The organism is Streptomyces sp. NPDC050448, from assembly GCF_040655295.1.
Taxonomy (GTDB): Bacteria; Actinomycetota; Actinomycetes; order Streptomycetales; family Streptomycetaceae; genus Streptomyces.
In genome coordinates this window covers 355,431-375,100 of record NZ_JBFAJR010000001.1, presented here as the reverse complement: position 1 = coordinate 375,100, position 19,670 = coordinate 355,431, and the positions used below count along the sequence as shown (strand labels likewise).

At 72.8% G+C, this 19,670-nt stretch carries 19 protein-coding genes, 1 pseudogene and 1 riboswitch; of the genes and pseudogenes, 14 read left to right on the top strand and 6 right to left on the bottom strand.

What is annotated here, in order from left to right:
• Positions 1-31 precede the first annotated feature (31 nt).
• Positions 32-148: riboswitch (SAM riboswitch) on the top strand.
• A 217-nt stretch (positions 149-365) separates the two neighbouring features.
• Positions 366-1,775, top strand: coding sequence for an aminotransferase class V-fold PLP-dependent enzyme (locus AB0I68_RS01770; protein WP_363175168.1), 1,410 nt, complete (start codon positions 366-368; stop codon positions 1,773-1,775).
• A gap of 116 nt (positions 1,776-1,891) precedes the next feature.
• Here AB0I68_RS01770 and AB0I68_RS01765 read toward each other — a convergent pair whose 3' ends face one another.
• Both AB0I68_RS01765 and AB0I68_RS01760 read right to left on the bottom strand, forming a co-directional pair.
• Complete coding sequence (locus tag AB0I68_RS01765) at positions 1,892-2,173, bottom strand: Lrp/AsnC ligand binding domain-containing protein (protein WP_363175166.1); 282 nt, start codon at positions 2,171-2,173, stop codon at positions 1,892-1,894.
• On the bottom strand, positions 2,170-2,907 hold the full coding sequence (locus tag AB0I68_RS01760) for a rhomboid family intramembrane serine protease (RefSeq protein ID WP_363175165.1): 738 nt from the start codon (positions 2,905-2,907) through the stop codon (positions 2,170-2,172). The genes AB0I68_RS01765 and AB0I68_RS01760 overlap by 4 nt, the downstream gene beginning before the upstream one ends.
• A 115-nt stretch (positions 2,908-3,022) precedes the next feature.
• Here AB0I68_RS01760 and AB0I68_RS01755 point away from each other — a divergent pair, with 115 nt between their 5' ends.
• From AB0I68_RS01755 to AB0I68_RS01725, 7 genes and pseudogenes are all read left to right on the top strand, one after another.
• The gene (locus AB0I68_RS01755; RefSeq protein WP_008738811.1) at positions 3,023-3,262 is read left to right on the top strand and encodes a hypothetical protein; all 240 of its coding nucleotides are present in this window, start codon (positions 3,023-3,025) and stop codon (positions 3,260-3,262) included.
• A 40-nt stretch (positions 3,263-3,302) separates the two neighbouring features.
• Positions 3,303-4,667 carry an NYN domain-containing protein gene (locus AB0I68_RS01750; RefSeq protein ID WP_363175371.1) on the top strand — a complete coding sequence of 455 codons (1,365 nt, stop codon included), beginning with the start codon at positions 3,303-3,305 and terminating at the stop codon, positions 4,665-4,667.
• A gap of 253 nt (positions 4,668-4,920) precedes the next feature.
• The gene (locus AB0I68_RS01745; protein WP_363175164.1) at positions 4,921-5,949 is read left to right on the top strand and encodes an NlpC/P60 family protein; all 1,029 of its coding nucleotides are present in this window, start codon (positions 4,921-4,923) and stop codon (positions 5,947-5,949) included.
• Between the two features lie 338 nt (positions 5,950-6,287).
• Positions 6,288-7,295 carry an NlpC/P60 family protein gene (locus tag AB0I68_RS01740; RefSeq protein ID WP_363175370.1) on the top strand — a complete coding sequence of 336 codons (1,008 nt, stop codon included), beginning with the start codon at positions 6,288-6,290 and terminating at the stop codon, positions 7,293-7,295.
• 25 nt (positions 7,296-7,320) lie between these two features.
• A complete protein-coding gene (locus AB0I68_RS01735) occupies positions 7,321-8,442 on the top strand; it encodes a hypothetical protein (RefSeq protein ID WP_363175163.1) in 1,122 nt (373 codons plus the stop codon).
• A gap of 148 nt (positions 8,443-8,590) precedes the next feature.
• Positions 8,591-9,733, top strand: a complete 1,143-nt coding sequence (locus AB0I68_RS01730) for a glycosyltransferase family 4 protein (protein ID WP_363175162.1) — start codon at positions 8,591-8,593, stop codon at positions 9,731-9,733.
• 22 nt (positions 9,734-9,755) lie between these two features.
• Positions 9,756-9,919 (top strand): annotated as a pseudogene (locus tag AB0I68_RS01725) (Tn3 family transposase); the annotation flags it as partial.
• Positions 9,920-10,006: 87 nt separating this feature from the next.
• Here AB0I68_RS01725 and AB0I68_RS01720 read toward each other — a convergent pair.
• The 3 genes from AB0I68_RS01720 to AB0I68_RS01710 are packed head-to-tail and all read right to left on the bottom strand — an operon-like array spanning position 10,007 to position 12,030.
• A complete protein-coding gene (locus tag AB0I68_RS01720) occupies positions 10,007-10,165 on the bottom strand; it encodes a hypothetical protein (RefSeq protein WP_363175161.1) in 159 nt (52 codons plus the stop codon).
• 21 nt (positions 10,166-10,186) lie between these two features.
• On the bottom strand, positions 10,187-10,582 hold the full coding sequence (locus tag AB0I68_RS01715; RefSeq protein ID WP_363175369.1) for a cupin: 396 nt from the start codon (positions 10,580-10,582) through the stop codon (positions 10,187-10,189).
• A complete protein-coding gene (locus tag AB0I68_RS01710) occupies positions 10,582-12,030 on the bottom strand; it encodes an MFS transporter (RefSeq protein WP_363175160.1) in 1,449 nt (482 codons plus the stop codon). The genes AB0I68_RS01715 and AB0I68_RS01710 overlap by 1 nt, the downstream gene beginning before the upstream one ends.
• 58 nt (positions 12,031-12,088) lie before the next feature.
• Between AB0I68_RS01710 and AB0I68_RS01705 the strand changes: the two genes are divergently transcribed.
• From AB0I68_RS01705 to AB0I68_RS01695, 3 genes are all read left to right on the top strand, one after another.
• Positions 12,089-12,757: a TetR/AcrR family transcriptional regulator gene (locus AB0I68_RS01705; RefSeq protein ID WP_363175159.1), complete on the top strand. Its 669-nt coding sequence runs from the start codon at positions 12,089-12,091 to the stop codon at positions 12,755-12,757.
• A gap of 42 nt (positions 12,758-12,799) precedes the next feature.
• The gene (locus tag AB0I68_RS01700; RefSeq protein WP_363175158.1) at positions 12,800-13,117 is read left to right on the top strand and encodes a hypothetical protein; all 318 of its coding nucleotides are present in this window, start codon (positions 12,800-12,802) and stop codon (positions 13,115-13,117) included.
• Between the two features lie 123 nt (positions 13,118-13,240).
• Positions 13,241-14,857 carry a GMC oxidoreductase gene (locus tag AB0I68_RS01695; RefSeq protein WP_363175157.1) on the top strand — a complete coding sequence of 539 codons (1,617 nt, stop codon included), beginning with the start codon at positions 13,241-13,243 and terminating at the stop codon, positions 14,855-14,857.
• 7 nt (positions 14,858-14,864) lie between these two features.
• Here AB0I68_RS01695 and AB0I68_RS01690 read toward each other — a convergent pair whose 3' ends face one another.
• Positions 14,865-16,661, bottom strand: a complete 1,797-nt coding sequence (locus AB0I68_RS01690; protein ID WP_363175156.1) for an AMP-dependent synthetase/ligase — start codon at positions 16,659-16,661, stop codon at positions 14,865-14,867.
• Between the two features lie 228 nt (positions 16,662-16,889).
• On the opposite strand from AB0I68_RS01690, the gene AB0I68_RS01685 reads away from it, so the two are divergent.
• From AB0I68_RS01685 to AB0I68_RS01675, 3 genes are all read left to right on the top strand, one after another.
• A complete protein-coding gene (locus AB0I68_RS01685; protein ID WP_363175155.1) occupies positions 16,890-17,672 on the top strand; it encodes a metallophosphoesterase in 783 nt (260 codons plus the stop codon).
• Between the two features lie 104 nt (positions 17,673-17,776).
• Positions 17,777-18,217 (top strand): SRPBCC family protein, encoded by a 441-nt coding sequence (locus AB0I68_RS01680; protein ID WP_363175154.1) that lies wholly within the window; start codon positions 17,777-17,779, stop codon positions 18,215-18,217.
• 156 nt (positions 18,218-18,373) lie between these two features.
• Entirely contained in the window at positions 18,374-19,600 is a 1,227-nt protein-coding gene (locus tag AB0I68_RS01675) for an ArsA-related P-loop ATPase (protein ID WP_363175153.1), read from the top strand.
• Positions 19,601-19,670 lie beyond the last annotated feature (70 nt).

The window sequence follows — 19,670 nt, the reverse complement described above, 5'->3', positions numbered from 1 at the left end:
CGTGAGGGATCTTGTGGCAGGATGCTGACCAGGTCACGAGTGACAGCGTTTCGGCCCCGGCTTGCTGTCCGGCAACCCTCCTTCCGTGGCGGGGTGCCCCGGGTGATGACCAGGTCGTAGGCAGAAAGGCCTACGGCAAGCGCGGATCCCTCGACACCAGGGGTCCTGGTCTCTCGAGGAGCGTTTTCCGTGAGCAAGCGAATGCGATAGGGCGACTCCGCCCCTTCTTCACCCTCCGTGCGGCCCCCAGTCGTCCGCGCGTCGAGGCAACTCCCGTACCCCTGCCGCACGTGCGTCCGCGCATGCGTGCACCCGCGTACGGGCCATCCGGAGCCATTCAGCCTGCCCTGCCGGGAGATACCGCCATGTCCACGTACCCGAACGCCGTCGCCACCGCCGTCGCCACCGTCACCGCCGACACCGTGACCGCCCCGGTCGACCCCGCCTGTGCCGAGCCGCTGCCGGTCCTCGGCCGGGACGTCACCGTCCCGCTCGTCACCGGCGGCGAGGTCACCTATGCGGCCCTCGACTACGCGGCCAGCGCCCCCGCCCTCCAGCGGGTCTGGGACGACGTCGCCGCGTACGCCCCCTACTACGGCAGCGTGCACCGCGGCGCCGGCTACCTCTCCCAGCTCTCCACCGACCTCTTCGAGCAGAGCCGCGCCACGGTCGCCGAGTTCCTCGACTGCCGCCCCGCCGACCAGGTCGTCTTCACCCGGTCCACCACCGACTCCCTGAACCTGCTCGCCGCCGTACTCCCCGCCGGCTGCCAGGTCTTCGTCTTCGAGACCGAGCACCACGCCTCGCTGCTGCCGTGGGGCGACGCGCAGGTGACGTACCTCAACGCCCCCCGGACCCCGGCCCAGGCCGTCGCGACCCTGGAGCGGGCGCTGGCCGACCGGGAGCCCTACGGCCCGGCCCTGGTCTGCGTCACCGGCGCGTCCAACGTCACCGGTGAGCTGTGGCCGGTCAAGGAGCTCGCCGCCGCCGCGCACGCCCACGGCGCGCGGGTCGTCCTTGACGCCGCCCAACTGGCCCCGCACCACGCCGTTTCCGTGCAGGAGCTGGACGTGGACTGGGTGGCCTTCTCCGGGCACAAGCTGTACGCGCCGTTCGGCTCGGGCGTGCTGGCCGGCCGCGCGGACTGGCTCCGGCAGGCGCAGCCGTACCTCGCCGGCGGCGGTGCCTCGCGGAAGGTCGCCCGCCGCGAGGACGGCGGCGTCGACGTCGAGTGGCACACCACGGCCGCCCGCCACGAGGCCGGCTCCCCGAACGTCATCGGCGTGTACTCCATCGCCTCCGCCTGCCGGGCGCTGGACGAGGCCGGCTTCGAGAACCTCGTCGCCCGCGAGCGGCACCTCATCGCGAAGGTCCGGGGCGGCCTGGCGCAGGTCCCGGCGGTCCGGATCCTGTCCCTCTTCGGGGACGACGCCCCGCGGGTCGGCGTCATCTCCTTCGTGGTGGACGGCTGGAACAGCTCGCACTTCGCGGCCGCGCTGTCCGCGGAGTACGGGATCGGGGTCCGCGACGGCCTGTTCTGCGCCCACCCGCTGGTCCGCACCCTGCTCGGCAGCGAGCCGCAGGCCCAGGGCGAATGCGGGGCCCCCGAGGCGGCCCCGGGCGAGCGGTCGCTGAACGCGATCCGCGTCAGCTTCGGCGCGGGCACCCCCGACGAGCACGTGGACCGCTTCGTCCGCGCGGTGCAGGAACTCGTCGCCGACGGCGCCAAGTGGCAGTACCGCACGGAGGAAGGCCGCTGCGTCCCGGCCGTCTAGGGGGTGTCCGGCGGATCATGGCCGGGCCCGGCCCGTGCCGCACGGCGAGAGGTCCGGAGCGGAGCCACCCCGCCACGCCGCGGTCCCGGGCGGGGCTCTGTCCCCCCGGTCGGTCGCTACGCGTCGAGGCCGATGGCGAACGCCGCTTCCAGGTCGTGCTGGGAGTACGTGCGGAACGCCACGTGGGTGTCCGTCGCCTCCACGCCCGGGATCTTGCTGATGCTGCCCGGGATGATGTCCGCCAGGTTCTCGTGGCGGGCCACGCGGACCAGGGCGATCAGGTCGTACTTCCCGGTGACGGAGTAGACCTCGCTGACGCTGTCCAGCGCGGCGACGGCCTCGGCGATCTCGGGGATGCGGTCCACGCTGGTCTTGATGAGCACGATCGCGGTGATCACGGCTGGCTGTCTCCCTCGGTGGCCGTCGCTGGTCTCCTCACTCTAGTCGTACGCCGATAGCGCACCCACGCGTAGACGAAGCCGAGCGAGAAGCCCACCAGGTGGGCGAGGTACGCCACCCCCGGGCCGCTTCCCGCGCGGTGCGCCGCCAGCCACTGGAGGGCGAACCAGAACAGAAGGACGATCCACGCCGGGAAGCGCAGCGGGAGGAAGAGGAGGAAGGGGAACAGGCTCGTCACCCGCGCGCGCGGGAACAGGCACAGGAAGGCCCCCAGCACCGCCGAGATCGCGCCGGACGCGCCGACCAGGGTCTGGGCCGAGGAGGCGTTGGCCGCCGCGTACGCCGCCAGGGCGAGGTACCCCGTACAGACGTAGAACGACAGGAACTCCGGTCGGCCCATCCGCTCCTGCGTCATCACGCCGAAGACGTAGAGGAAGAGCATGTTGCCGAGCAGGTGCAGCCAGCTGCCGTGCACGAACAGGGCGGTGAGCGGGGTCAGCAGCGCCCGCGCGGACCCGGTGAACAACTCGTTCGGGACCACCCCCCAGAGCCGGAAGTACGCGGTCCCCCTCTCCACTAACCGCTCGCCCGTCCTCCCGTACGAGGGATTCAGCCCCGAGGCCGGGCCGAGCAGGAACACCACGCAGCAGCCGGCGATCAGCGCGTGGACGACCACCGGGCCCCGGGCGGCCTCGCGGAGGGCCTGCCACCTTACGATCATGCGATCGAGCATGACCCAAGCGGACCCACCCGGAGCACCGGCAGGCCGTAGGGTTACGTGCTGCGGCCCGCCGATTGACGCAGACGGCGGCTTTAATTGAAGCAGCTACGAAGGAGAGAGCGGCCTGATGACGGTTCCCCTGCCGACCGACACCACCCGGTGGCGCTGCACGCTGTGCGGCAACCTCACGCGTTTCGATGTCACTCGTTCGTCGAAGGTCGTGGAGTACGTCCACCTGGATCTTGCCGGGGAGCCCAAGGTCGAGGAGCGTGAGGTGGTCAATGAGACCATCGAGTCGGTCCGCTGCCGGTGGTGCAACGCGGTGGACCAGATCGAGCTCGTGGACAGGCCGGGCGCGGACTCCTGACGGAGCCGGGCCCACAGGTAGATCACGGTAGGGGTGACGGATTGTGGAGCCAGCAAGCGGCGCTGAGCCGGCCGATGCGGCCGGCGACGCCGCGGAGGTGCTCGACCGCCCGCTGCCCGAAGGCGTGCGGCGCCGGGTCGTCGCGCTCGTCTCGGACGCCTTCGGCGGACTGACGGTCGCGGACCTCCCGGCGCAGCTGCGCCAGTACGCCCGGTTCACCCCGTCCCGGCGCGCCAAGTTCGCGGGCAACGCCATGGCCGCGGCCGTGGAGACGGACCCCGTCTTCCGGGGCCGTGTCGCCGAGAAGGTGCGCGAGGCCCAGGCCGAGCTGGCCGGTGCGCTGGAGGCAGGCGCCCCGCCCGCCGCCGCGGACCCGCTGGACGTGGCGGCCGCCGCGTACGTGCTGAGGCCGGTCGGCTGGGTGAAGCTGGTGGCCGCCGCGGGCGAGGAGGCGCAGCGCGCCGACGCCGAGCGGGTCGGCGAGGAGACCCGGCGCGAACTGGACCGGCTCCGCGAGGAACTGGCCCAGGCGCGGGACCTGCAGCGCCTCGGCGGCGAGCAGGTGCGGGCCGAGCTGGACGCGGCGCGCAAGGAAGCGGAATCGCTTCAGCGCAAGCTGCGCAGTGCCCAGAGCGATGTGAAGCGCGGCGAGGCGGCCCTGCGCAAGGTCACCGCCGAGATCGACGGGATCCGGGGCGAGGCGGCCGCGCAGGTGGCCGCCGCCGAGAGCGAGACCCGGCGGCTCAAGTCCCGCCTCGCGGAGGTCGAGGCGGCGCTGGAGACCTCCCGCCGGGCCACCCGCGAGGGCCGCAGCGTCGAGGACATGCGGCTGCGGCTGCTGCTGGACACCGTGCTGGACGCTGCCCAGGGACTGCGCCGCGAGCTGGCGCTGCCGCCCCTGTCGACGAGGCCGGCCGACACCGTGGACGCGGTGGAGCCGGGCCGGATGACCCCGAAGGACATCGCGGCACGGGCCCTGTCGGAGACCGATCCGGCGCTGCTGGACCAGTTGTTGGCGCTGCCTCAGGCCCATCTGGTGGTCGACGGCTACAACGTGACCAAGACCGGCTATCCGACGATGCCGCTGGAGAAGCAGCGGCTGCGGCTGCTGGGCGGGCTGTCGATGCTGGCCGCGCAGACCGGTGCGGAGATGACCTGTGTCTTCGACGGCGCGGAACTGGCGGCCCCGGTGCTGCTCGCCCCGCCGCGCGGGGTACGGGTGCTGTTCTCGAAGCCCGGTGTGACGGCGGACGAGCTGATCCGCCAGCTGGTGCGCGCGGAACCGCCCGGCCGGCCGGTGGTCGTGGTCTCCACGGACCGCGAGGTGGCCGACGGGGTGGCGAAGGCCGGCGCCCGGCCGGTGGCGTCCGCTTTGTTGCTGAAGCGGCTTTCACGTGTTTCGTAACTCCTCGGCGGAATGCCCGATTTCTGATGGCCGACAGGGAACGTACCGTCAAGTGCCCTGCACAGAGCGTGGGCTGTAGGTAAAGAACCTGGTCGGCGGGCGAGTTTTTTCCCGGCAGGATTTGAACTGATCACAGCCGGGTCACTAGGGTCTGCTCAAACCTTCGTGCGGCAGATCACTCATTCGGGGTGGCGGCGGAGGTGTCGCCGAGTTGTGTTCCTTCGGCGGCTCGAGGAAGAAGGAGCTCGCCTTCGTGGCGTCCCACCGTCGACCCAAGCAGCCGACCCGCACTCGTGTGACCGTGCTCACCGCCACGGCCGCCGCGGCCGTCGCCCTTTCCGCACACGGCGCCTCCGCCGCTCCGGCCCAGCCGAGCAAGGATGAAGTCAAGGCCCAGGTCGACGCGCTCTACGAAGAGGCGGAGCAGGCCACCGAGAAGTTCAACGGGGCCAAGCAGCACCAGGAGACGCTCGAGAAGGAGATCGGCCAGCTCCAGGACCAGGTCGCCCGCGGCCAGGACGAGCTCAACCAGCTGCGCACCACGCTGGGTTCGATGGCGAGCGCCCAGTACCGCACCGGCGGCATGGACCAGTCCGTCGCCCTCTTCCTCTCCGGCGACCCCGAGACCTACCTCGACAAGGCCTCCACCCTGGAGCAGTTGAGCGGCAAGCAGGTCGAAGCGGTCCAGAAGATCCAGGCCAAGCAGCGCGCGCTCGCGCAGCAGCGCCAGGAGGCCTCCGGCAAGCTCGCGGACCTCGACGCCACCCGCAAGGAGCTCGGCGAGAAGAAGAAGGCCTCGCAGGACAAGCTCGCCGAGGCCCAGGCCCTCCTCAACACCCTGACCGCGCAGGAGCGCGCGGCCATCAAGGACGAGGACACCCGCGCCAGCCGCGGCGCCGGCGACCGCGCCGACCTCGGCAACGTCAAGGCCTCGGGCCGCGCCGGCGCCGCCCTGGAGGCCGCCAAGACCAAGCTGGGCATGGCGTACGTCTCCGGCGCCACCGGGCCGAGCGCGTTCGACTGCTCGGGGCTGACCCAGTGGGCCTACAAGCAGGCCGGCGTCAGCATCTCGCGCGTCACCTACACCCAGGTCAACGACGGCACGCGCATCGGCCAGAGCCAGCTGCAGCCGGGCGACCTGGTGTTCTTCTACTCGGACCTGCACCACGTCGCCCTGTACGCGGGCAACGGCATGGTCCTGCACGCCTCGAACCCGCGCGGCGGCGTCAAGTACGAGGCCATCGGCAACATGCCGTTCCAGTTCGGCGTCCGCGTCGGCTGACGTTCGCCGGACGTCCCCGGGCCCCGCTCGGGACCGGCCCGTCGGACGCGTCGCACACCGCCCATCCGGGCGAATTCCGCGGCCCCGCTGTGACCACACGCCCCGCCGGTGACCTGCGTCTCCGGCGGGGCGTCACTGTGTCTGCCCTCCGGCGGCCGTTGGCCGGTGTGTGGCCGCGCGGCTACTGTCTGCCAGCGCGGAACCCGGCACACGGCCGTCCACGGAGGGCGGACCCGGTCCCGCGCAGTGCAAGGGAGCGGTTCCACGTGGCGTCCCATCGCCGGCCCGGGCTCGGCAGCCTCGACCGGAAGACCAAGGTCACCGTCCTCACCGCCGCCATGGCCACCGCCGCGGCAGCCATGGCGGGCGCGACCGCGAGTGCGGCCCCGGCCCGGCCGCAGGAGCCCCCGAGCGCCACCCGCGCCCAGGTCGACCGGCTCTTCGAAGAGGCCGAACAGGCCACCGAGCGCTACAACCAGGCGGGCGAGCGGGCCGACAGGCTCCGCACCGAGATCGACCGGGACCAGGACGCACTGGCCCGCGGCCAGGACCGCATCAACACCATGCGCGGAGTTCTCGGCACCTTCGCCGGAGCCCAGTACCGCTCCGGCGGCATCGACCCCGCCGTCGAGCTGATGCTCTCCGACGACCCGGACGAGTACCTCGACAAGGCCTCCCAACTGGAGCGGCTGAGCGACCGGCAGACCCGGCAGCTCGACGAACTGCGCAAGGAGCAGCGCCGACTGGGCCAGCAGCGCCACGAGGCCTCGCAGAAGCTCGCGGAACTCGACGCCGTACGCGCCGACGTGGCCCGCCAGAAGCGGGCCGTCACGGCCAAGCTCGCCGCGGCCCGCCGAGTCCTCAACGCCATGCCCTCGCAGGAGCGGGCCGACTTCGAGCGGGCCTCGCGCTCCGGCGGCCGCCCCGACGGGCTGCCCGACCCGAACACGCTCGGCCCCTCCTCCGGCCCCTCCTCCGGCCCCTCCTCCGGCCCCTCCTCCGGCCGCGCCGCGACCGCCGTGATGGCCGCCCGGGCCGCGGTCGGCCGCCCGTACGTCTGGGGCTCCACCGGGCCCTCCGGGTTCGACTGCTCCGGGCTGATGGTGTGGTCGTACCGGCAGGCGGGCGTCTCCCTGCCGCGCACCTCGCAGGCCCAGCGGTACGCGGGCCGCCGGGTCCCGCTCTCGCAGGCGCAGCCCGGCGACCTGGTCACGTACCGCTCGGACGCGAGCCACGTCGCCATGTACGTCGGCAACGGCCAGGTGGTGCACGCCCCGTACCCGGGGGCGCGGGTGCGGTACGACCCGGTCGGGATGATGCCGGTGTCCTCGGTGACCCGCCCCTGACGGAGCCCGTGCGTACGATCGTCGGATGTCCCCGGTCCGTCGGCTCCTCGTACGCGCACTGCCGCTCCTGCTGAGCGTGCTGCTCGCGGGGTGCGGGGCGCCCGCCGCGCACGACACCGCCGAGCGGGACGTCCGGGATGCCGTCGCCGCCTGGTCGCGGACGCCGCCCGCGCAGCTCGCCGGGATCCCGCTCGAGGGATGGGGGTACGAGGTCTCCGCGGTCCGGCGGGACGGTGCGCAGGCCACCGCCCGCGCGGAACTGCACTACCGGCTCACCGGCTACGACGCGGCCCCCGCCGGGTCGGCGCGCGAGGTGCGCCTCGGCCGGGACGGCGGACGCTGGCGGGTCACCGGGGACCGGGCCGCGCCGGGCGCCCCGCCCCAGCTGTGGGACCAAGGCCCGGTGGAGGTGGTCCGGGGCGCGCACTCCCTGGTGCTGGGCGTCGGGCAGGACGCCGGGACGCTGTCCGCGATCGCGGCGGACGCCGACCGGGCGGTGCCCGCGGCGAGCGCCGCCTGGCCGGGGCCGTGGGCGGGCCGGGTGGTCGTGCTGGTGCCCGGCTCCCTGGACCGGATGGCGGAGCTGCTGGGCCGGCCGGCCGCCGAGTACCGCGGGATGGGGGCCGTCACGACCGGCCGGGTGGGCGCCGCTGCGGCCCCCGCCGACCGTGTCGTCGTCAACCCGGAGGGCTGGGCGGAGCTCAGCACGGCGGGCCGCGGCGTCATCCTGACCCACGAGGTCACCCACGTGGCCACCCGCGCCGCGACCACCGCCCGGACCCCGCTGTGGCTCTCGGAGGGCTTCGCGGACTGGGCGGCGTACCGCGGCGGCGCCACCACCCCGCAGCAGGCCGCACCGGCACTGGGCCGGGCGGTCCGCCGCGGCGAGCTGCCGGGCGCGCTGCCCGCCGACGAGGCGTTCGCCTTCGGCGGCGACCCGGAGGCGCTGGCCCGCGCGTACGAGGGCGCGTGGCTGGCCTGCCGGATGATCGCGGCCAAGTGGGGTGACGCCGCGCTGGTCCGCCTCTACGAGCTGGCGGGCCGCAAATCGCCGGCGGCGGCGCTGGAGGAGACGCTCGGGACCGGTCCGGCCGGTCTGACGGCGGCCTGGCAGGCGAGCCTGCGGGAGGAGCTGGCCGCGCCCTAGGGGGTGTCCGCCCGCGCCCCGGTGTCGGCGGCCCTGGTTCGGGCCGCACCCGAGCGCCGGCCGCACCCTGGCGTCGGCCGGGTCCCGGGGCCGGCCCGGGCGGGAGCGCTCGGGGGGCGCCGAGGGGCCTGCGGTACTTTGGCTGGCGATGCACAAGACGCTGATCGTGACCAATGACTTCCCGCCGAGACCGGGCGGCATCCAGGCCTTCCTGCACAACATGGCGCTGCGGCTGGATCCCGACCGGATCGTCGTCTACGCCTCCACCTGGAAGCACGGTACGGAGGGCCGCGAGGCCACCGCGGCCTTCGACGCCGAGCAGCCGTTCCAGGTGGTGCGCGACCGTACGACGATGCTGCTGCCGACCCCGCGGGTGACCCGGCGGGCGGTCGCGCTGCTGCGCGAACACGGCTGCGAGTCGGTGTGGTTCGGGGCGGCGGCCCCGCTGGGGCTGATGGGCCCGGCGCTGCGCCGCGCCGGGGCGAAGCGGATCGTGGCGACCACCCACGGGCACGAGGCGGGCTGGGCGCAGCTGCCGGCGGCGCGGCAGCTGCTGCGCCGGATCGGCGAGGGCACGGACACGCTGACGTACCTGGGCGAGTACACGCGCTCGCGGATCGCCTCGGCGCTGACGGACCGGGCGGCGGCGCGGATGGTGCAACTCCCGCCGGGGGTGGACGAGAAGACCTTCCACCCCGGGTCGGGCGGCGACGAGATCCGGGCCCGGCTGGGGCTGTCGGACCGGCCCGTGGTGGTCTGCGTGTCGCGGCTGGTCCCCCGCAAGGGGCAGGACACGCTGATCGAGGCGATGCCGCGGATCCTGGCCGCGGTACCGGGCGCCGTGCTGCTGGTGGTCGGCGGGGGCCCGTACGAGGCGGACCTGCGGGCGCTGGCCGTCTCCACCGGCGTCGCGGACTCGGTGGTCTTCACGGGCGCCGTCCCGTGGGCCGAGCTGCCCGCCCACTACGGCGCGGGGGACGTCTTCGCGATGCCGTGCCGGACCCGGCGGGGCGGGCTGGACGTGGAGGGCCTCGGCATCGTCTACCTCGAGGCCTCGGCGACGGGCCTGCCGGTGGTCGCGGGCGACTCGGGCGGAGCGCCGGACGCGGTACTCGAGGGCGAGACGGGCTGGGTGGTCCGGGGCGGTGTCCCCGAGGACGCGGCGGACCGCGTGATCGCCCTGCTCCGGGACCCGGAACTGCGCCGCCGCATGGGAGAGCGGGGCCGCGCCTGGGTCGAGGAGAAGTGGCGCTGGGACCTGCTGGCCGACCACCTGCGCGAGCTCCTCTGAGCCCTCCGGCCCCTCAGCCCCGTGGCCGAACCTCGAACGGGTGCTGTCCACCAAGACGGTCAACTGGGACCTGATCCGCCAGCAGTACGACCAGATCGTCACATATACCACTGCCCTGCGCCTGGGCACCGCCGAGCCGAGCAGGTCCTGCGCCGCTTCACCCGGGGCGGCACCAAGCACCCGACAACGCGGACCGGCGGGCACCTGTGCCCCGGCCGCGCACCCCCGAGGGCGAACCGGCCCCCGCTCCAGGGTGATGGACGGGCTGAGGGCTCAGCTGACACCGTGGACGACGGTGCCGTCCCGGACGATCGTCACGTTGCGAGGTCCGGCCGAGTGCGCGATGTCCCCGGCCAGCGCGATGAACACCTTGTGCCGGCGGTCCAGGCACGGCCAAGTTTTCGGGCGAGGATTGTGGGGGCCCGACAGCACATCTGCCGGGCCACCTTCCGTTCAGTGGGTGACGGTGCGCTTTTCGAGGCGGGTGCCGTTGCGGAGGGTGATCGACATCAGGTCGCTGGGGGCCTCCAGTTTCAGGCGGTGCCAGCGACCGCGGGGGACGATCACGGCGGTGCCTGCCTGCAACTGCACCATGTCTTCGGCGCCGCCGGGCTTGTCGGAACGGAAGTAGAGGCGGACGCCGCCGGTCAGGCAGCACACTGCTTCCTCTGCTTCCGGGTGCATCTCCCAGTGGTCGGCGTGCACGTCGGCGTCGGTCTCCACGTGGAACGTGGCGATCTGCCAGGCACCGGAGCCGCTGCTTGTCATCTGCCGTTCGACGGCTTGGACGTCGCCGTCGGGGTGAAAGTGCAGCGCCGAGGCGAACAGGTCGACGGTAGTGGTCGTCATCATGACGGTGTTCCTTCCAACTGGTTCTCTGTGGGGGCGGTGGATTGGGGGAGAGGTGTGACGGCCCGGCGGCGCGGCAGCACGCCGATGGCCACGACCGCCGCGAGTACGAAAATGACGGCGGCGATGGCCAGGCCCAGGGCGTAGCCGTCGTTGAGCGCGGCGGGGTCGGTGGTTGTGCCGGTGTGGTGCGCGGCGATGGTGGCCAGGGCCGCCAGGCCGATGGAGCCGCCGAGTTGGCGGGAGCTGTTCATGAGGCCGGAGGCCATGCCGGCCTCGCGCGGGGCGACGCCGGTGGTCGCGGCGGCGGCGACCGGGGCCAGGACCAGACCGGTGCCGACGCTGGTGACGAGGGACGGGCCGAGCACGTCGGTGAGGAAGCTGCCGTTGGGGCTGATGAGGGCGAACCAGGCCAGGCCCGCGGCGGCCAGCAGGGCTCCGGGCACCACGGACGCGCGGGGGGTGCGTGACGTGGTGATGCGGGTCGCGACGATGGTTCCCGCGACCAGGCCGACGGAGAAGGGCAGGAATGCGGTGCCGGTCGCTGCGGCGCCCATGCCCAGGACCTGCTGCATGTACAGGGACACGAAGTAGAACGCGGTGAACTGCCCGGCCGCGGCCAGGAACACCAGCACGTTCGCGCCGGTGACCCAGCGGCTGCGCAGCAGGCCGAGGCGCAGCAGCGGTGCGGCGGTCCTTGACTCGGTGAAGACGAAGGCGATCAGCAGTAGGGCCGCGGTGGCGAGGGTCGTCCACGTGGCCGGGGAGGCCCAGCCGAGGGTGTCGGTGCGGACGACACCGAGCACCAGTAGCCCGACTCCGCTTGTCGCCAGTACGGCGCCCAGCGCGTCCAGTCTCTCGCGCCGGGCCGGTGATGCTCCGGCGGGCACCCCTGCGGGGATGAGCGCGAGAGCCGCTGTGACGATGGGCAGGTTGATCAGCATGACCCAGCGCCAGCCCGCGTATTCGGTCAGCAGTCCACCTGCCAGCACGCCCAGCGCGCCGCCTGCGGCGTTCGCCGCGCTCCACACCCCGAGCGCGCGGACGCGCTGGGGGCCTTCGGTGAAGGTAGTGGTGAGCATCGCCAGCACGGCCGGCGCGGCTGCGGAGGCGCCCAGGCCCTGCCCGGCGCGGGCGGCGATCAGTTGCCAGGGTGCCTGGGCCAGTCCGCCCGCCAGCGAGCACAGCCCGAAGACGGCCAGCCCCAGAGCGAACATCCGACGTCGGCCGTACAGGTCGCACGCGCGTCCTCCCAGCAGCAGGAACCCGCCGAACGTGAGCGCGTACACGTGGACGACCCACGACAGGTCGAGCGGCGCGAATCCCAAGTCGGTGCGGATCGCGGGTAATGCGACGTTGACCACGGACATGTCCAGGGCGACGACGAACTGGGCAACGGCGGCTGCCGCCAGCACCACTCCGGGCCTCCCACGAGAGTTTCTATACATGTAAGAAAAGTTAGCGCGAGGGGGCGGCTGTTGTCGACACCTGGGGGATGATGGGGGCATGCCGCAACCGTCCGCACCGCGCAAAGCCCCGGGCCGACCTCCCCGCATCTCTCGCGAGGAGATCATCGAGACAGCCCGCCGGATCGTGGCCGAGCAAGGAGTGGACCGGCTGACCATGCGGCGGCTGGCCACGGAGATCGGCAGTACACCGATGGCGCTCTACCACCACGTCCGCGACAAGGAAGAACTGCTCGTCCTGCTGCTGGACGACTACGCGACACGGACCCTGCGCCGACCCGAAATGCCCGCCCACCCCCGCGAGCGGATCATCGGCGCCACCACCGCCATCCACGAGTCACTCGCCGCCTGCCCCTGGATCGTGGAAGTGCTCACCGCCGACGACCTGATGTCCACATCCGCGCTGTGGTTCGTCGAGCAGATCGTCGACGGCCTGGTCGAATGCGGCCTCTCCCCCGACCGGGCCGTGCACGGCTACCGCGCGATCTGGTACTACACCGCCGGAGAGATCGTGGTCAGGACAGCAGCGGCCCGACGGCGCACAGACGATGACCGCGCGACCTACCGCGAACAAGTCTTCGCCGATCTCGACCCGAGCGAGCTACCCCGCTTGGCGCAGATCGCGGACCGCTGGGCACCGCTGACCGCCGAAGACACCTACCTGGACGGGCTCCGGGCCCTGCTGGACGGCCTTCTCGCCAGCCGCTGACGACTCGCCGCCGGGCCGCCGGCCGGACACCACCGCGACCAGGTGGCGCTGCGCATCCACGACGGCGCGTTCTCCGGCATGGACCTCACCGCCCGCCACCCGAGCACCGGAGAACTGCTGTCCACCGTGAAGTCCATGGTGCAGACCCTCGCCGCCGCCGGTGAACGTTCCATCGCCGCTCTCGCCCGCGACCGCGACGTCAGCCGCGGCGCCATCCGTTCCGCCGTCGCCGACCTCCTGCCCGAGTACACGCCCGCCAATCCGGGCACCCCGGCCCCGGAGCTGTCGGCACAGGGCCGTGTACATCGTCACGCGGCCGCGGCGGGTCGCGGTGGCGGCCGCCCGACCGGGCAGGTCTGAGACCGTCCCGGGCCGAGGACCGGTCCCGGGCGGTGCGTGATCCTCCGCCACATCTGACTGTTCCTCGGAACTCTGTCAACACCGCCTCTGGGTGGACGGCCGGATTCCGCCCATGATGCGGCCATGACACCTCAGCTGACGCGCCGTCACTTCCTGGGCATCGGCGCCCTCCAGACCGCCGCCGCCCTCGGCTTCACCCGCATCGGGCTGCAATCGGCCGCGGCCGCCGAGCCCGCCGCCGCGCAGTACGCCCCCGCCATCGTCGTGGGCTCCGGCTACGGATCGGCCGTGGCCGCCCTCCGGCTCGGGCAGGCCGGCGTACGGACCGTCGTCCTCGAGATGGGCCGGCTCTGGAACACCCCCGGCCCGGACGGCAAGGTCTTCCCCTCCACCTCCGCGCCCGACCAGCGCTCCATGTGGTTCCGCACGCGCACCGAGGCCCCGCTCGCCCAGTTCCTCTGGCTCGACGTCGTCAACCGGGACATCAGCCCCTATCCCGGCGTCCTCGACCGCGTGAACTACGGCGACATGTCCGTGTACGTCGGCCGGGGCGTCGGCGGCGGATCCCTCGTCAACGGCGGCATGGCGCCGACCCCGCGCCGCTCCTACTTCTCCGAGGTGCTGCCCAGGGTCGACGCCGACGAGATGTACGGCACCTACTACCCGCGCGCCCGCGCCATGCTCGGAGTGGGCGACATCGACCCCGGCTGGTTCGAGTCCACGGAGTGGTACCGGTTCGCCCGGATCTCCCGCAAGCACGCCCAGAACACCGGCCTGAAGACCACCTTCGTGCCCAACGTGTACGACTTCTCGTACATGCAGCGCGAAGCCGCCGGGACCGCCACCCGCTCCGCCCTCGCCGGCGAGGTCATCTACGGCAACAACCACGGCAAGAAGAGCGTCGACAAGACCTACCTCGCGGCCGCGATCGGCACCGGCAACGTCACCATCGAGACCATGCAGCGCGTCGTCGGCGTACGCCAGGACCCGGCGGGCGGCTACGTGCTGACGGTGCAGACCAGCGACGTGACGGGAACGGTCACGCAGGTCAGGGAGCTCGGCTGTGCACAGCTCTTCCTCGGCGCCGGCAGCCTCGGCACCACCGAGATCCTGCTCCGCGCCCGCGAGCGGGGCACCCTGCCAGCGCTCAGCGAGAAGGTCGGGCTCGGCTGGGGCCACAACGGCAACGTGATGACCGCCCGGGCCAATCACCTCTGGGACACGGTCGGCGCCAACCAGGCCACCATGCCCGCCCTGGGCATCGACGACTGGGACAACGCCGCCAACCCGGTGTTCGCCGAGATCGCCCCGCTGCCGATGGGCTTCGAGCACTGGATCTCGATGTACCTGGCCATCACCAAGAACCCGGAGCGCGGGCACTTCACCTACGACGCCGCGAGCGACTCGGCGCGGCTCAACTGGCGGCGCGACCAGAACACCCCGTCCGTCCAGGCCGCCAAATGCCTCTTCGACCGGATCAACCGGGCCAATTTCACGATCTACCGGTACGACCTGTTCGGCGACAACAAGGCCTTCGCCGACAACTTCACGTACCACCCGCTCGGCGGCTGCGTCCTCGGCGACGCGACCGACGACTACGGCCGCGCCAAGGGCTACCAGGGGCTGTACGTCGTCGACGGCTCCCTGGTCCCGGGCTCGCTCGGGGTGAACCCGTTCGTCACCATCACCGCGCTCGCCGAGCGGAACATGGCGCGGATCCTCGCCCAGGACCCGCGCTAGCCCGGCGTCAGCCCCGGTACAGGGCCTCGATCTCGTCCGCGAAGTCCTTCGCCACCACATTCCGCTTCAGCTTCAGCGAAGGCGTGATGTGACCCGACTCCTCCGTGAACTGGGAGGGCAGAATGCGGAATTTCCGCACCGATTCCGCCTTGGAAACCGCCGCGTTGCCGTCGTCCACGGCCTTCTGGACGGCGGCGATGAGGTCCGCGTCCTCGCGCAGCTCCGCCGCCGTGACCCCGGCCGGCTTGCCGTTCTCCGCGGCCCAGCGGCCGAGGAACTCCTCGTCGATCGTGACCAGCGCCGCCACGAACGGCCTCGCGTCGCCGACCACCATGCACTCCGCGACCAGCGCGTGCGCCCGGATCCGGTCCTCGATCACCGCGGGCGCGACGTTCTTGCCGCCCGCCGTGACGATGAGCTCCTTCTTGCGCCCGGTGATCGCGAGGTAGCCGTCCTCGTCGAGGGTGCCGACGTCGCCGGTGTGGAACCAGCCGTCGGTCAGCGCCTCGGCCGTCGCCGTCTCGTTCTTCCAGTAGCCGTTGAACACGTGCTCGCCGTGCAGCAGCACCTCGCCGTCGTCGGCGATCCGCACCACGGAGCCCGGCAGCGGCTGGCCGACCGTACCGATCTTCGTGCGGTCCCACGGGTTGAAGGCCGTGGCCGCGCACGACTCCGTCAGGCCGTAGCCCTCCAGCACCGTGAAGCCGATGCCGCGGAAGAAGTGGCCGAGCCGCTCGCCCAGCGGGGCCCCGCCGGAGATCGCGTACTCGCCGCGCCCGCCGAGGACCGTGTGCAGCTTGCTGTAGACCAGCTTGGAGAACACCTTGTGCTTCAGCTTCAGGCTGAAGGAGGGGCCGCCCGGGTCGTCCAGCGCACGGCTGTACGCGATCGCCGTCTCGGCGGCCGCGTCGAAGATCTTGCCCTTGCCGTCGGCCTGGGCCTTGGCGCGCGCCGAGTTGTAGACCTTCTCGAAGACGCGCGGCACGCCGAGGATCAGCGTGGGCCGGAAGGACTGCAGCTCGTCGGTGAGGTTCTTGATGTCCGGTACGCAGCCCAGGCGGATCGGCGCCAGTACCGCCGCCACCTCCACCAGGCGGCCGAAGACGTGCGCCGCCGGCAGGAAGAGCAGCACGGAGCACTCGCCGGTGCGGAACAGCGGGCTCAGGCGCTCCACCACGTTGCCGCACTCGGCGAAGAAGTTGCGATGGGTCAGGACACAGCCCTTGGGGCGGCCGGTGGTGCCCGAGGTGTAGACGATGGTGGCCGGGTCGTCGGCGTTCGCCAGCGAGCTGCGCCGGTCGACCTCGGCGTCGGTGACGTCCGCACCGGCGGCCTGCAGCGTCGCGAGCGCGCCCTGCTCGATCTCCCAGACCTCGCGCAGCTCCGGCAGCCGGTCGCGCAGCGAGGCCACGGCCGCGCTGTGCCCGGGGCTCTCCGCGACGACGGCGACCGCGCCGGAGTCGCCGAGGATCCACTGGATCTGCTCGGGCGAGCTGGTCTCGTACACGGGGACGGTGACGCCGCCCGCGCTCCAGATCGCGAAGTCGAAGAGCACCCACTCGTAGCGGGTGCGCGAGATCAGCGCGACGCGGTCGCCGGGCTGGATGCCGGCCGCGACGAGGCCCTTGGCGGTGGCGCGCACCTCGGCGAGGAACTCGGTCGCGGTCACGTCCTGCCACTGGCCGTCGACCTTGCGGGCCATGACGGCGGTGTCGGGATGCTGCGCGGCATTGCGGCGGATGAGATCCGTCAGGTTCCCGTCCGACGGGACCTCGTACAGGGCCGGAAGGCTGAACTCGCGCAAGACTGCTGCTCCTCTGGGCGCCATCGCCACCATGTGGACCGACCGGACGTTACCCACCGGTAGTGGGTTCCGGATAGAGGGAACCGGCCAGATGTTCCGTGCGTCACAGACACGGCCGTGCCATGCCGACAGTAGTCGACCCCGTTTGCGACTCGGAAGTAACCGCAGGTAGGCCGCCTGTGCCACCCCCTCTACCCGCCGTCCCCGGGCCCCCCTAGGGTTGGGCGCATGGGTGGCAGGAAAAGCAGCACGCGGGTCCATGTCGTCAGCGACGTCCACGGCAACGCCGAGGCGCTCGCCCGGGCCGGGGAGGGTGCCGACGCACTGGTCTGCCTCGGCGACCTCGTGCTCTTCCTCGACTACGCCGACCACTCGCGCGGCATCTTCCCCGACCTGTTCGGCGTCGAGAACGCCGACCGGATCGTGGAGCTGCGCACCGCGCGCCGCTTCGACGAGGCCCGCGACTTCGGGCGGCGGCTGTGGGCCGGGCTGGACCGGGAGCAAATGATCGAGGGCGCGGTGCGCCGCCAGTACGCCGAGATGTTCGCCGCGTTCCCGCACCCCACGTACGCCACCTACGGCAATGTCGACATCCCGGGTCTGTGGCACGAGTACGCCGGCCCCGGCACGACCGTCCTCGACGGGCAGCGGGTGGAGATCGGCGGCCGCGTCTTCGGCTTCGTCGGCGGCGGGCTGCCCTCGCCGATGCGCACCCCGTACGAGGTGGACGAGGACGAGTACGCCGCCAAGGTCGAGGCGCTCGGCGAGGTGGACGTGCTCTGCTCGCACATCCCGCCGGAGGTTCCGGAGCTCTGCTACGACACGGTCGCGCGCCGGTTCGAACGCGGCAGCGAGGCCCTGCTCGCGGCGATCCGGCGGACCCGCCCGCGGTACGCACTGTTCGGACACGTGCACCAGCCGCTGGCCCGGCGGATGCGGATCGGCGGCACGGAATGCGTGAACGTCGGGCATTTCGCTGCGACCGGAAGACCCTGGGCCCTGGAGTGGTGACCTCCGCACGCACGGTAGCCTGCACGCGGCGGCCGCAGGCCGCACACTTCCTCGAATTCCCCCAGCCACCGCTGGGAGGTACCCAGCCTGGAGGGCCGACTGCCATGGCGGAACACACCAGCTCGAGCATCACGATCGAGGCGGCGCCGGCCGACGTCATGGCCGTGATCGCCGACTTCGCCCGCTACCCCGAGTGGACCGGCGAGGTGAAGGAGGCCGAGGTACTGGCCACCGACGCCGAGGGGCGCGCTTCGATGGTCCGGCTGCTGCTCGACGCGGGCGCGATCAAGGACGACCACACCCTCGCCTACACCTGGAAGGGTGCGGACGAGGTCAGCTGGACCCTGGAGAAGTCGCAGATGCTGCGCCAGCTCGACGGCTCGTACCGGCTGGCCCCGCTGGAGGGCGGCAAGAGCACCGAGGTCACCTACCTGCTGACCGTGGACGTCAAGATCCCGATGCTCGGCATGATCAAGCGCAAGGCCGAGAAGGTCATCATCGACCGGGCCCTGGCCGGTCTGAAGAAGCGCGTCGAATCGGCCTGATCGCCGGCTGATTCCAGCCCCGTCGGCACGGTCCGCAACCGCCGGCGCGGTCCAGCCCCGCCGGCAGCCGAGGCGCAGGGTCCGGGGCGGAGCCCCCAGGTCCGGGCGAAGCCCGGCTCGGCACAGCACAGGCACACGATCCGGAGCACCTGCACCATGCACACACTGCTGATCACCGGCCCCGGAGGGGCCGGGCGGACCACCGTGGCCGCGGCCACGGCCGTCGCCGCCGCGCGGGCGGGGCAGCGGGTGCTGCTGCTCTCCGGTGACCCCGGTGACCCCCTGGCCGCACTGGTCGGGGAGCCCGCGGGGCGGCCCGTCGAAGCCGCGCCGGGGCTGACGGCCGTACCCGCCGCCGGGGTCCTCGTGGCCCGCGTGGACTCCGGCGAGGAGTTCCGCGAGGAACTCGTCGCCCTCCAGGAGCGCGGCTCCGCCCTGCTCGGCATGGTCGGGGCGCGGCCGCTCGGGGCCGAGGAGCTCACCGAGCTGCCCGGCGCCGAGCAGTTCGCCCTGTTGCGCGCCCTGCGCCGGGCCGCCGCCGCACCCGGCATCGACCTCGTCGTCGTCGACATGCCCCCGCTCCACCAGGCCGTGGCCACCCTCGCCCTCCCCGCCCAGCTCCGCCGCTACCTGGCCCGGCTGCTCCCGGCCGAGCGGCAGGCGGCCCGCGCCCTGCGGCCCGTACTGGCCCAGCTGGCCGGCGTACCCATGCCCGCGCAGTGGCTGTACGAGGCCGCCGCGCGCTGGGACGAGGAGCTGGCCGCCGTCCAGGCCGTCGTGGAGGCCGGCACCACCTCGCTGCGGCTGGTCGCCGAGCCGGGACCGGGCGCCGACGCCGCACTGCGGACCGGGCTGCTCGGCCTCGCCCTCGAACAGCTGCCTGTCGGCGCGATCGTCGCCAACCGGATGGTGCCGCAGGGCTCGCCCGACCCCTGGCTGGCCGGGCTCGCCGCCCAGCAGGAGAAGTACGCCGCCCAGTGGGCCGGGACCGAGTCGACCAAAGACATGCCCGTGCTCCCGCTGGGCCACCTCGGGCGGGACCCCCTGGGGCCGGAGGACCTGGCCCGGCTCACCGGGGCGGAGGGGCTCGTTCCGGGGGCCGCGGGCGAGGCGGCCCCGGCCCGCAGTGCCTGGGTGGTCGAGGACCGCCTCGCCGAGGACGGGGTACTCGTCTGGGTGGTCCCGCTGCCCGGCGCCCACAAGCGGGACCTCGACCTGGTCCGGCGCGGCGACGAGCTGCTGCTCGCGGCCGGCCCGTACCGCAGGATCGTTCCGCTGCCCTCGGCGCTGCGCCGCTGCACGGTCTCCGGCGCCGCCCTCGCCGACGGAGAGCTCCGCATCCGCTTCACCCCGGACCCGGGACTCTGGCCCCGCAGGCCCTGAACCGCGTACCCCCGTTCGGGTAACGTCGAAGGTAGTACGTACCGCACGCCCAGCAGCTGCCGCAGGAGAG